A 12,958-nucleotide genomic window follows, 5' to 3' on the forward strand; every position below is an offset into this window, starting at 1 on the left:
GGCGGGCCGCGTCGGGTAGCTGTCGAGGATCTCTCGACGTCTTTGGCTACGGGCGGTGCAGCGCGTCACTGCCGCCAGGACTGGCGACGAGTGGTAGAGCGCCAGGCGCGGAACGGTCGGCCCCGGCCTCGTTGTCGTGCTCCTGCCCCGTGGTGCCGCTGTCAGCGACCCGCTTGTCGACACCCTCGAGCACGTGCTTGCCGATCAGGTTGCCGGCTGGCAACTCGATCGGATATTCGCCGTCGAAGCAGGCGCGGCACAAGCGCGTCTTCGGCTGCTCCGTGGCAGAAATCAAGGCGGCGAGCGACACGTAGCCGAGCGTGTCGGCGCCGATGGAGCGGCGGATGCCCTCGTTGTCCAGGCCGTTCGCGAGGAGCTCGGCCCGGGTGGCGAAGTCGATGCCGTAGAAACAAGGCCAGGTGACCGGCGGCGACGAGATGCGCACATGCACCTCCAGCGCGCCGGCCTCGCGCAGCATCCGGACGATCGCGCGCTGGGTGTTGCCGCGGACGATCGAGTCGTCGACGACCACCACCCGCTTGCCGCGAACGTTTTCCCGCAACGGGTTGAGCTTGAGCCGGATGCCGAGCTGGCGCAATGTCTGCGACGGCTGGATGAAGGTGCGCCCGACGTACGGGTTCTTCATCAGGCCGGCGCCGTAGGTGATTCCAGAGCCCTCCGCGTATCCGATCGCGGCGGGCGTGCCCGACTCCGGCACCGGGATCACCAGGTCGGCCTCGACCGGGTGCTCCTTGGCGAGCAGCCGGCCGATCTGCACCCGCGTCGCGTAGACGTTGCGGCCGGAGATCGTGGTGTCGGGACGGGCGATGTAGACGTACTCGAAAAGGCAGCCCTTGGGCTCGGGCACGGCGAAGCGTGCGGAACGGAGGCCATGCTCGTCGACGGCGATCAGCTCGCCCGGCTCAACCTCGCGCACGACGCTGGCCCCGACGATGTCGAGCGCGGCGGTCTCGCTGGCCACCACCCAGCCGCGCTCGAGCCGGCCGAGCACCAGCGGGCGCACGCCGTGTGCGTCGCGTGCGGCGTAGAGCGTGGTCTCATCCATGAACACGAAGCTGAACGCGCCGCGCAGGGTGGGCAGCACCTCCATGGCCGCCGCCTCGACGGACAGGTCCGGGCGGCTGGCCAACAGCGTGGTGACCAGAGCGGTGTCGGAGGTGGCGCCGTCGGAGTTCAGGCCGCGGACGGTGACCTCGCGCGCGAGTTGGGCGGTGTTGACCAGGTTGCCGTTGTGCGCCAAGGCGATGGTCGTGCCCGCTGGCGTGGCCCGGATCGTCGGCTGGGCGTTTTCCCAGGTGGAACCGCCGGTGGTGGAGTAGCGCGTGTGGCCGATCGCAAGATGGCCGCGCAGGCTCGCCAGCGTGGGCTCGTCGAAGACCTGGGCCACCAGGCCGAGATCCTTGTAGACCACAACGCCGGAGCCGTCGCTTACCGCAATGCCCGCTGCCTCTTGGCCGCGATGTTGTAGGGCGTACATACCGAAGTAGGTGAGCTTCGCCACCTCTTCCCCGGCGCCCAGACACCGAACACGCCGCAAGCATCTTGCGGGCCGGGCCGTTGGGGGTCGAGGTCGTGGCTCAACCGGCCGTCGCCTCGGGGCACCTGCCGCTCCTCAGTGCTGATCCGGGACATCCTGTCGCCACAGTGTACGCGAGCCGACGCCGATAACAGAGAGCCACCTTTTGGCTTCCTCTCGTTACCGATGTAGTCAAATGACTACGGTGTTACATAGGTATGTAGTCGGATATGTCGGCGCGGGTGCCGCTGGCACTGACGCGCCCCTGCGTAACCGCTTCGTCCCATCTGAGTCGTCCGGTCGCCAAGAGCACCCAAGTGGTCGGATCCATCTCCACGACATTTGATGGCGTGCCCCGGGTGTGTCGCGGCCCGGCTACTACCTGTACCGCCCCGTAGGGTGGGACACGAACCTCCACCGACCTGCCCGGAGCGCGGCGCGCCAGCTCCTTCAGCAACTCCCGGACCGCCTCTCTGAGGGCGGCGGGATCGGGGGTACGGCCGGCGTCGAGGTCGCTCAGAACCGCCCCTAGGACGACGGACTTATTGTGCGCAGGGGACACGTCGGGACGATACGACCCTGGGAATAGCCACAACCTCGCGGCCCTGGGTCGCGCTTGTACCCCTAAACAAGGCATAGTGGCCGACGGTGTAGTCGAATGACTGGAAGGCGGTGGACGTGACTACGCACCGACGGGCCTGGATGCTACGCGCCGGTGTAGTCGGGGCGCTGGCTGTCGGCGCTCTCGTCGCCGTCCCCACACCAGCTCTGGCTGATGACCCCACAGTTCAGATCACCAATCTGTCGTCTGGCTCGCTGAGCTCTGGGCAGCAGGCGACCCTCCAGTTCACCGTCAAGAACAATGACGACACGCCAGGGTCCTTTCAGATCAACGTAGAGACCTTTGACGGACTGTCATGCAACGGTGACTGCGACCTGCAGCGCTTAATCGGCGTAGATCAGACTCAGACCTTCACCGCGACCCTGGTCGGCGGCAACGTGGGTGCTGGTCAAACCAAGTCGGGCACGCTCCGCATCAGGGCGCAGGGTCCCGACGGTAACGGCCAGGCCGAGCGAGGCATGACCGTCAAGGGCGCGGAGCAGCAGCAGGCTGTTAAGCAGGTGTCCGGGAAGGTGAAGGACACCGCGACCGGCGACGCGATCGAGGGCGCATCGGTCGCCCTGCTCGACTCGCAGCGGCACAACTGCACGACGACGACCAACAGCAGCGGTAGCTACAAGTTCACGTCGTGTGAGGGCCAGCCCATCGCGCCCGGCGAGATCCTGGTCGGGGTGTCGCACGAGGACTACGCCCAGGTCGACGAGAAGCAGGTCAACGGCGTCGCCGGCCAGTCTGTGACGGTTGGCACGTTCGCGTTGAAGTCCGCGAAGGCGGCGACCCCCTCCGCGACCGCGGCCGCCTCGCCTTCTGAGGAGCCGGCGGCCACCGAGGAAGAGGAGACGGCGGGACCCACGGGCGTCGCCGTCGACAACGCCTCCAGTGAGGACTCCGGCGGCGGCATGGGTTCGTGGCTGCTCATCATCGTGGGTGGTCTGCTCGTCGCGCTCGGTGTCGGCGCGATCGTCCTGCTCGTCATACGGCGCAAGCAGGACGACGGCGATCCCGAGGACGAGCCCGAGCCGGCGCGCGGCGGTCCGCGTGCCCCGGTGCCCGGCTCGCAGGGCGTCTACCATCCGGCCCCCGACGCCACTCGCGTGGCCGGTGCGGGCATGGGCCCCGGCCCGGGGATGGGCGGACGGCCCTCGCTGGCCGACGCGCCGACGATGATGCACAGCCCGGTGCCGCCGGTCGACGAGTTCCCCGACCCGTACGGCGCCCCGATGCCTCCTCAGGGCCCTGGCTACGGCGGTCAGGGCGCTGGTGGCTACGCACCGACCCAGGCCGGCTACGGCGCCCCTGCAGGCGCGGCGGGTGCGTACGGCGCCCCCCAGGGCGGCCCCAACGGCTACGGCGGCCCGGCCGCCGGTCCCACGAGCGGCGCCGGCACGTATGGCCGCCCGACGAGCAGTGGCGGGGCGTACGGCGGTCCGCCGCCCGGCGGCCCCACGAGCGGCAGCGGCTACGGCCCGCCCGCCGGCCAGACCAGCGGTGGCGGCTACGGCCCGCCGGCCAGCCCGAACGGCGCCGGCTACGGTCCGCCCCCCGGCCAGGGCGGCGGATACGGCGGCGGTCCTGCCAACGGATACGGCGGTCCGGCCGCGCCGGCCAACGGCTATGGCGGTCCGGCCGCGCCCGGCGGCGGATACGGCAGCCCGGCGGCACCGGCCGGCCCGTACGCGGGTCCCGGCGCGGGCCGGCAGGACGACGGGTACGGCGGCGGTCGCGGTGACTACGGCGCTCCCGGCGGTGGCGGAGACTACGGCGCTCCCGCGGGCGGCTATGGCGCCCCCGCGCAGAACGGTGGCTACGGCGGCGGCGACCGGTACGACGAGCCGACCGGCCGCTGGGACGGCAACAGCGCCGGCGGAGCGGGCGGCTACGGCCAGGCTCCCGCCGCGCCCTACGAGTCCGGCCAGTACGGCGGCGGTGGCGGCTACCAGCCCGAGCCGGACCGGGGTGGCTACGCTCCCGCCGGCGGGTACGACCAGCAGGGCGGCTACGGCCAGCAGGACGCCGGCCAGTACGGCCAGCCGAGCGCCGGCACCGGCTACGAGCCGCAGCAGCCCGGCGGTTACGGCGGCGCGGGTGGCTACGGCGGCTACGAGCAGCAGCAGCCCGGTGGTTACGACCAGCGCGGCGGGTACGTGCCGGAGCAGCGTGGCGGCTACGACCAGCACGGGTACGACCAGAGCGGTCAGGGCGGCTACTACGACGACCAGGCGAACGGCCAGCAGCCGCCCCGCCACGGCGGACCGCAGCAGCCGGCCGGGCGTGCCGAGCGCCGTTCCCTCGACTGGCTGGACGACTAGCCACTAGCTAGCGGACGAGAGCCCGGCCGCCCTTGATGACCAAGGCGCGCGCCGGGTGCGTCACCACCGCCTCGGCGGGTGTGCGCGCGTCCACCACCACGAGGTCGGCCGGCGCACCCACGGTCAGGCCGTACGCGGCCAGCCCGAGCACCCGCGCCCCGCCGTACGTGGCGGCCTCCAGCGCCAGCTCGATGTCCTCATCGCGGCGGAACGTGCTGCGATACGCCACGTGCATGGCCCGCTCCAGCATGTCACCGCTGCCGTACGGGCCCCACAGGTCGCGGATGCCGTCGTGTCCACACGCGACGGTGACGCCGGCCGCGCGCAGCTTCTTGATCGGCGGTACCGGGAAGTTGTAGACCGCCCCCGTCACGATCGCCACGCCGGCCTCGGCCAGCCGTACGGCGATCCGGTCCTGGGTCGCCTCGTCCGCCTGGCCCAACCCGTACGCGTGACTGACAGTGACCCGCCCGCCGAGCCCGGTGGCCGCCGTGCGCTCGGCGATCAGCTCCAGCTGCCAGGTGCCGAGTGTGCCGGCGTCGTGCAGGTGGATGTCGATCCCGGCGCCGTACCGCTCGGCGAGCCCGAACACCACGTCGAGGTGCCGCACCGGATCCCGGTCGAACCCGGCCGGATCGAGGCCGCCGATCGTGCCGACGCCACTCTTGAGGGCCTCTTCGAGCAGCTCGGCGGTGCCCGGGTTGGCGAGGATGCCGTACTGCGGGAAGGCCACCTGCTCGACGGTGATCCGGCCGGCCATCCGCTCGGCCGCCGCGCATACGGCGTCCACACCGGACAGACCGAGGGCCGGGTCGATGTCGGTGTGGCTACGCACATACGACGTGCCGGCGGCGACCATCCGCTCCAGCAGGGCGACGATGTTGTCCACATTGGGCAGACCCAGCTCGCCCCGGCGCCGGCGCTCGGTGTCGATCCGGTCGGTCAGCGCGTCGCCGGCGGTGTGCGGCACCCACTCCCCGCCGAAGTGCGTCTTGTCCAGATGGCAGTGCGCCTCGACCATGCCGGGCAGCACGAGCTTGCCGGCGAGTTCGATGACCTCCACGCCCTCGGGCGGTTCAATGCCCGCCGCAACCCGCGAGATCTCCCCGCCGCGAACGAGAACGTCCACCGCCCCGTGCTTCCACACCCGCCCGCCCCGCAGCAACATGTGACCAAAATAGCCGCGCGTTGATCAGGGACTAACCCTTCCGGCGCGCCGCAACACGCCAGAGTTACTCCCTGATCACCGGGGGATGGGGGTGAAGACGCCGTTACGCAGGACGGGGACTCCCTCGGAGGTGGCGACCGCGACTGCCAGGTCTACGTCGGCGGTGAAGCCGCGTTCGGTCAGCTCGCGGCCGGAGGCGGAGCCGCGGACGGCCGCCGGGACGTCCGGGACGCTGGCCAGCGCGGCAAGCGCGACGGCCGCTTCCACGGAGAGGCCGCCGGGGGCGTCGATCAGGCCGTCGAGGATCGCGGCCGCGCCGAGCAGGTCCTCCACGCACGGGCGCAGCGTGCCGTCGGGCCACTGCTCCCCGGACGCGATCACGCCGATGGGGGCGTCCAAACTTCCGTACCCCTGGCTGAGGAGCCAGCGCGCGACGGCGGGTGCGTTGCGGAGGCAGCCGGCGAGGACCGGATGGCCGGTGGCACTGGCCGCGGCCGAGATGGCCGAGCCGTTCGGCGAGGGCAGCACCAGGTCGGGGACGACCGGCGCGGACCGCAGGCTGGCCGGCGACAGCGACCACGGCCGGTCGGCGGTCACCGCTCCGCGACCGACGGCCGCGACCGCGCCCACCCGGCGGGCGTAGTCGTCGGCCTGGGCGCCCCACGGAAACGGGTGGACCCGCATGCCGCGCCCGGCCGCGACGTCGACCGAGGTGGTGAAGGAGAGCACGTCGACCACGACGAGTACGGCGCAGACCCGGCCCAGCTCAGCCGCGCCGGCCAGACCCCACTCGAACCGGACCCCTGCCCCGGACTGGGCGTAGACCGACTCAGCCACCGGCGCCGAAGAGCTTCGGCAGGGTTGCCGTGTGCGCCTCACGCAGCTCTTCGAGGCCGATCGTGAACTGGTCGCGCACCTCGAGCACGCCACCGCTCTCGTCGGTCACGCCGAGCGCGGTCCACGCCACGCCGTGCTCGGTGCACAGCGCCGTGAACGCCTTCTCCTGCCCGTGCGGCACCGCGACCATGGCACGGCCGGCCGACTCGCTGAAGAGGTAGACGAACGGCATCGAGCCGCTCGCGAACTCCTCCGGCAACGCGACCCGGGCGCCGACCCCGCGGCGCAGGCTGGCCTCGACCAGCACCTGGATCAGGCCGCCGTCGGAGAGGTCGTGCGCCGCGGACAGGTGACCGACGCGCGCAGCCTCGGCCAGCAGCCCGGCGAGGGCGCGCTCACGGCCCAGGTCGACCCGCGGGGGCACGCCACCGAGGTGCTCGTGCGTCACCCAGGCCCACTCCGAGCCGGACAGCTCCAGCCGGGTCTCGCCGAGCAGGAAGATGATGTCGCCCTCGGGGTGGGCCGGCTTGGGGAAGCCCATCGGCACCCGCTTGGCGACGTCGTCGAGCACGCCGAGCACGCCCACGACCGGCGTCGGGTGGATCGCCGCCGCGCCGGTCTGGTTGTAGAAGCTGACGTTGCCGCCGGTGACCGGGATGCCCAGCTCGGCACAGCCGTCGGCCAGGCCGCGCACCGCCTCGGCGAACTGCCACATCACGCTCGGGTCTTCGGGCGAGCCGAAGTTGAGGCAGTTGGTCACCGCGAGCGGCAGGGCGCCGGTCACGGCCACGTTCCGGTACGCCTCGGCCAGCGCGAGCTTGGCGCCCTCGTACGGGTCGAGCCGGGCGTACCGGCCGTTGCCGTCGACGGACAGCGCCACGCCCAGGCCGGTGCGCTCGTCGACCCGGAGCACGCCGGCGTCCTCGGGCTGGGCCAGGACGGTGTTGCCAAGCACGTAGCGGTCGTACTGCTCGGTGACCCAGGTCTTGTCGCACAGGTTCGGCGAGGCGATCATGCGCAGCACGGTCTCGCGCAGGTCGTCGGGGGTCGACGGGCGCGGCAGCGTCTCGGCGCGGTCGGCCTGCAGCAGGATCCGGTCGGCGGGCTCGCGCACCGGGCGGGCGTACACCGGGCCGTCGTCGGCCAGCGAGCCCGGCGGCACGTCGACCACCGTGTACCCCTGCCAGGTGATCGTGAGGCGCCCCGGCAGGCCGTCCGGCCCGGGCGGGGTGACCTCGCCGATCGCGGTGGCCTGCACGCCCCAGCGCGCGGCGGTCTTCAGCACCGTCTCAAGCTGATCCGGCGTCACGATCAGGAGCATCCGCTCCTGCGACTCGCTGGCCAGGATCTCCTGCGGCACCATCGACGGCTCGCGCAGCGGCACCCGGTCCAGCTCCACCCGCATGCCGGTGCCGGCCGCCGCGGCGGTCTCGGTGAGCGCGCAAGTCAGCCCCGCGCCACCAAGGTCCTGGATGCCGACCACGAGGCGTGCGTCGTACAGCTCCAGGCACGCCTCGATCAGCAGCTTTTCCATGAACGGGTCGCCGACCTGCACGGACGGCCGGCGCTGGTCGCTCTCGCTGTCGAACGTCGCGCTGGCCAGCACGGACACGCCGCCGATGCCGTCGCGGCCGGTCTTGGCGCCCATGAGTACGACGATGTTGCCCGGCCCGGCGGCCGCCTTGTTTTGCAGGCGATCGACCGGGAGCACGCCCACGCAAAGCGCGTTGACCAGCGGGTTGCCCTGGTAGCAGGGGTCGAAGACAACCTCGCCGCCGACGTTGGGCAGGCCCAGGCTGTTGCCGTACCCGCCGACGCCGGCGATCACGCCGGGCAGCACGCGGGCGGTGTCTTCGTGGTCGGCCGCGCCGAACCGCAGCGGGTCCATCACCGCGATCGGGCGCGCGCCCATCGCCAGGATGTCGCGGACGATGCCGCCCACGCCGGTGGCCGCGCCCTGGTACGGCTCGACGAAGCTCGGGTGGTTGTGCGACTCGACCTTGAAGGTCACCGCGAGGTCGTCGGAGATCTGGATGACACCGGCGTTTTCCCCGATGCCCGCGAGGAGGCGGTCGCTGGGCGGCGCCTTTTCCCCGAACTGGCGCAGGTGCACCTTGCTCGACTTGTAGGAGCAGTGCTCGCTCCACATGATCGAGTACATCGCCAGCTCGGACTGGGTGGGCCGCCGGCCGAGGATCTCGCGGATCCGCTCGTACTCGTCGTCGCGCAGGCCCAGCTCCGCGTACGGCTGCAGCTCTTCCGGCGTCGCCGCGGCCCGCTGGACGGTGTCGGGCCCCCCGTCGAACTCGCCGATGACCACCTCTTCCGCCTGCGTGGTCATGTCGTGGCCCCCTGGTCGGCCGGTACGCCGGCGAGGAACTTGAGTACCGAAGTGAAGAACCCGAGCCCGTCGACGGACGGCCCGGTCAGCAGGTCGACGGCGTGCTCGGGGTGCGGCATGATGCCGACGACGTTGCCGGTCGAGTTGCTGATCGCGGCGATGTCGTGCAGCGAGCCGTTCGGGTTGCCGTTGATGTAGCGGGCCACGACCTGGCCGTTGGCCTCCAGCTCGTCCAGCGTGTGCTGGTCGGCGACGTAGCAGCCCTCACCGTTCTTGACCGGGATCAGGATCTCCTGGCTGTCGGTGAACGCGTTTGTCCACACCGGCTGCACCGCCTCGATCCGCATCCACTGGTCGCGGTTGCGGAAGTGCAAGTGCTGGTTGCGGGTCAGCGCGCCGGGCAGCAGGTGGGCCTCGCAGAGGATCTGGAAACCGTTGCAGATGCCGAGCACCGGCAGCCCGTCGCGGGCCGCCAGCGCGATCGTCTCCATCACCGGGGCGAACCGGGCGATCGCACCCGCACGCAGATAGTCGCCGTACGAGAAGCCGCCGGGCAGGATCACCGCGTCCACCCCGTACAGCTCGGGGTCGGCGTGCCAGAGCCGGACGGCGTCACCGCCCGCCAGGCGCACACCGCGGGCCGCGTCTCCGTCGTCAAGCGATCCGGGGAACGTGACCACGCCCACGCGAGTGCTCATGCCGGCGCCTCGGCGGGCTCGCTCTCCCGCCCAGCCGGCTCGACGGCCTCGGGGCCCGGCTCGGACAGGTGCACCGCGAAGTCTTCGATCACCGGGTTGGCCAGCAGCTTGTCGGCGATCTCGCGGGCCCGGTCGAGGTCCGGCTCCCCGGCGAACTCGATCTCGATGCGGCGGCCGATCCGGACGGAGGTGACATCGCTGACGCCGAGCCGGGCAGGGCATTGGCGACCGCCTGGCCCTGCGGATCAAGGATCTCCGGCTTGAGCATGACGTCGACAACGACGCGAGCCACGGGTCACTCCTGACTGTGTACGCAGATTTTGTCGCTGCCTTGCACCCTAACCGCGGGGGCCCGGACAATGAGGCGAGCGTTGCCCAGCGTACCTGGTAGGACGTGACCAGCACGCACCGGCTACGGGCCTCAGGCGACCACCCCGATCACGGTGACCACGGCCAGAAGTGCGCAGACAGCGGCGGCGACGTACCGGACGACGGCCAGCCGGACGTGCCGCAGCAACCAGCGCCCCAGAAGGACGGCCGCGCCGGACACCGTGACCAAGGCCACCCATGATCCAACGAACACCGGCAGCGCCGGCTTGCCGCTCGCCACGAGGCCGGCGGTCAGCAGTTGCGACAGATCGCCCCACTCGGCGGTAAAGAGGACGAGGAAGCTGGTAGTGGCCGCCCGCCACCCTCTCGCGCCGTTGGTGAGGCGCTGGGCGTACTCCTGCTCATGCTTTTTCTCCTCGGCGTCGGCCCGCCGTGCGCCGCGGAGCAGGACCACCGCGCCGGTCGCGAAGAGTGCGGCGGCGACCAGCGCGACCGGCTGCTGCGGCAGCCGGGACAGCAGGTGGCCGGCGCCGACGGCGACGCCGCACTGGACGGCGAACGCGGCGATCACGCCGAGCCAAACCGGCAGGGCGGGGTAGCGCGTGCCGAGCACGAGGGTGGCGACGAACGTCTTGTCCGGGAGTTCGACCGGCAGGACCATCGCGAACGCGGTCAGCGCGACGACCAGGTATTCCATCGGGATCCTTTCCCGGCCGGGCCGGGAGCCGAGCATACCGATCTTATGACCCTGATGTGATTTGTAGACCATCTTCGATATCTCTAGCGTGGGGCGACAAACCACCTCACAAAGGAGTTTGTCCATGCGCATCCGCCTCGCCGCAGCGGCCATCGCCGCCACGGTCACCGGCGCCCTCGTCGTTCCCGGCACCGCGGTCGCCGACCCCACTCCGATGATCATTGGCGGCGGCACCGTCTCGTCCGCCCCATGGGCCGCCGCCGTCTTCAGCAACGGCTCGTTCACCTGCTCCGGCACGATCATCGCGCCGACCTGGGTGCTCACGGCCCGGCACTGCGTCAGCGGCACGATGTCGGTGCGTGTCGGCAGCGTCTACCGCGCCTCCGGCGGCGTCACCCGCACCGTGACCGCCTCGTATGCCCGCTACGACCTCGCGCTGATGCAACTGAGCAGCGCGGTGAGCACCACGTACGTGACACTCTCCGGCAGCTATCCGCCGGTGGGCTCAACCAACTCGATCTACGGCTGGGGCATGACCTGTTACAGCGGCTGCTCCGCCTCCAGCCAGCTCAAGACCGCGAACGTCCGGGTGACCAGCACCAACGTCACCGACGCCTACGGCGGCCGCGCCATCCGGAGCACCGAGATCAACGGGAACGCCTGGCGCGGCGACTCCGGCGGGCCGCAGTTCTACAACGGCGCGCAGGTGGGCGTGGCCTCGACCGCGGACGGCGTGAGCATCCAGAACTACGGCAGCGTCGCGTACAACCGGTCCTGGATCACCTCGGTCGCGGGGGTCTGAGCGCGGTGCGCGGTTTTGCAGAACACGGGGACGTCTCACGTTTTGCGGCGCGCCTTCATCCGCTAGGTCCTAATTTGTCATAGTGCTCGTCGTCACGACGGACGGCCTACCCGGCTACCAGGTGCATGCGGTGTTGGGTGAAGTGATCGTCTCGCTTCCCCGGACCCGCAACGCCTTCGCCGAGGGCGTCAAGTCCCTGAGAGGCGGCGCGTACGACCCACGCGCCGGCGAACACCTGCTCCGCTGGCGCACCGAGGCGGTGGCCCGGCTAGGGCACGCCGCCCGGCAACGGGGAGCGAACGCGGTGGTCGGGATGCGCTTCGACCACCGGGAGGTCGGGACCATGTGGATGGAACTGTGTGCGTACGGGACCGCGGTCGTGGTCACCAAGACGTGAAAGTGGAACAGATCACCATATTGAGCCCGCGTCCTGCCGGAGGCCGTACCTGTTCGCGGTGGGCGCTCGCGTTGGGCCGGGGAGGTTCTCCCCGGCCCAACGCGTTCCCCCGCCCCACGCACCCCGCTTGCCCCCGCGCCGCCGCGCGTCCCACGCCCGCCCTCCCGCCTTTCCCCGTCGATCAAGGGCATATGGTCGTGCTTTGATCTCCGATCCACGACCGTTGCCCTTGATCGACGATGTTTCCCTTGATCGGCGAGGCTGGCCGGGTGCGGAGGGCGGGGTTGGGGTTCGGGTTCGGCAGGGCGCGCTACGCGTAAGTAGGGCGCCCCCAAGGCCGGGTAGTTAAGGATTCCTGGGCGCTGTCAAGCCGCGCGGCTGATCGCTTGCCCAGCGTTGGAGCCGCCGAATCGATCTAGGAGTTGTCGTGGGTTATACCCACCACGACTCCTAGATCGACGCCAGCCTGCGGTGATCATGAAGTTGGCGGCAGGGAAAGGGCTCTCCCCAGGCGTCAACTTCATGGTCACCGCAGGAGCCGGGTCACCGTCCGGGTGAACGGGAACGACGCGGTCACCTGACCCTGATGACACCCCCCGGTCACCGGATAGCGCATAACAGGGGCGCCCTCAAGGCCGCAACATCAGGGGGTCGGCGCGGACGTCAAGGCCGCGACGACGAGGCGGGGTAGATCTAGACGAGTTACGGCTGACATCGAGCCCTAACTCGTCTAGATCTACCACCAGCTTCGACCTGGCAAGGGATGGGCCGAGCCCGCACCCGGATGTATCCGACACAACCAGCCACTGGATCCCGGTCCACCCACCGGGCCGGCGATGTGATCGACGGCAGGGCCGACCTACGCCGCGACCGTGGCGAACAGTTGCCCCTGGGAGGGCAACTTCTCGACACAGTCACCAAAGTCAAGGGCGATGACCGCATCACATCAGCGCTCGACATGGACCTGATTCCCTTAACTACCCGGCCTTGAGGGCGCCCCACTCACGGGTAGTAACCGCTCACACCCGCAGACGTCGTCGCGCCCCACCGCACCCTGCCCCGCGACCGGGGCAAGCCCGCACGCCTCGCCCACCGCATCGATCAAGGACTTCACCGTGGATCAAGGGCAAACGGTCGTGGTTTAGAGATCAAAGCACGACCATATGCCCTTGATCGACGGGGAGAGGCGGAGAGGAGCGGGGAGACGGCGGAGAGGGAGG

8 protein-coding genes and 3 pseudogenes are annotated in these 12,958 nt (G+C 70.7%); 3 read left to right on the forward strand and 8 right to left on the reverse strand.

Features of this window, described 5'->3' with window-relative positions; translation table 11 throughout:
- Positions 1–46 precede the first annotated feature (46 nt).
- A pseudogene (purF, locus tag Prum_RS18970) lies at positions 47–1,623 on the reverse strand (amidophosphoribosyltransferase).
- A gap of 122 nt (positions 1,624–1,745) precedes the next feature.
- Entirely contained in the window at positions 1,746–2,099 is a 354-nt protein-coding gene (locus Prum_RS18975; protein WP_246277976.1) for a sterol carrier family protein, read from the reverse strand.
- Positions 2,100–2,617: 518 nt separating this feature from the next.
- On the opposite strand from Prum_RS18975, the gene Prum_RS18980 reads away from it, so the two are divergent.
- A complete protein-coding gene (locus tag Prum_RS18980; RefSeq protein WP_173077754.1) occupies positions 2,618–4,468 on the forward strand; it encodes a carboxypeptidase-like regulatory domain-containing protein in 1,851 nt (616 codons plus the stop codon).
- 7 nt (positions 4,469–4,475) lie between these two features.
- Here the strand turns inward: Prum_RS18980 and Prum_RS18985 are convergent, their stop codons facing one another.
- From Prum_RS18985 to Prum_RS19010, 6 genes and pseudogenes are all read right to left on the reverse strand, one after another.
- The gene (locus tag Prum_RS18985) at positions 4,476–5,636 is read right to left on the reverse strand and encodes an amidohydrolase (protein WP_173077755.1); all 1,161 of its coding nucleotides are present in this window, start codon (positions 5,634–5,636) and stop codon (positions 4,476–4,478) included.
- Between the two features lie 75 nt (positions 5,637–5,711).
- On the reverse strand, positions 5,712–6,473 hold the full coding sequence (locus tag Prum_RS18990; RefSeq protein WP_173077756.1) for a 2-phosphosulfolactate phosphatase: 762 nt from the start codon (positions 6,471–6,473) through the stop codon (positions 5,712–5,714).
- Positions 6,466–8,814 carry a phosphoribosylformylglycinamidine synthase subunit PurL gene (gene purL / locus Prum_RS18995; protein WP_173077757.1) on the reverse strand — a complete coding sequence of 783 codons (2,349 nt, stop codon included), beginning with the start codon at positions 8,812–8,814 and terminating at the stop codon, positions 6,466–6,468. The genes Prum_RS18990 and purL overlap by 8 nt, the downstream gene beginning before the upstream one ends.
- Positions 8,811–9,512, reverse strand: a complete 702-nt coding sequence (purQ, locus tag Prum_RS19000) for a phosphoribosylformylglycinamidine synthase subunit PurQ (RefSeq protein WP_173077758.1) — start codon at positions 9,510–9,512, stop codon at positions 8,811–8,813. The genes purL and purQ overlap by 4 nt, the downstream gene beginning before the upstream one ends.
- Positions 9,509–9,804 (reverse strand): annotated as a pseudogene (gene purS / locus Prum_RS19005) (phosphoribosylformylglycinamidine synthase subunit PurS). The gene purQ and the pseudogene purS overlap by 4 nt, the downstream one beginning before the upstream one ends.
- Before the next feature lie 129 nt (positions 9,805–9,933).
- A complete protein-coding gene (locus Prum_RS19010; RefSeq protein ID WP_173077759.1) occupies positions 9,934–10,539 on the reverse strand; it encodes a TMEM165/GDT1 family protein in 606 nt (201 codons plus the stop codon).
- 124 nt (positions 10,540–10,663) lie between these two features.
- Here Prum_RS19010 and Prum_RS19015 point away from each other — a divergent pair, with 124 nt between their 5' ends.
- Positions 10,664–11,341, forward strand: coding sequence for a S1 family peptidase (locus Prum_RS19015; RefSeq protein ID WP_173077760.1), 678 nt, complete (start codon positions 10,664–10,666; stop codon positions 11,339–11,341).
- 82 nt (positions 11,342–11,423) lie between these two features.
- Positions 11,424–11,726: pseudogene (locus Prum_RS19020) on the forward strand (heavy metal-binding domain-containing protein); the annotation flags it as partial.
- Positions 11,727–12,958: the final 1,232 nt, after the last annotated feature.

Origin of the sequence: Phytohabitans rumicis (assembly GCF_011764445.1) — a bacterium.
GTDB classification, from domain to species: Bacteria; Actinomycetota; Actinomycetes; order Mycobacteriales; family Micromonosporaceae; genus Phytohabitans; species Phytohabitans rumicis.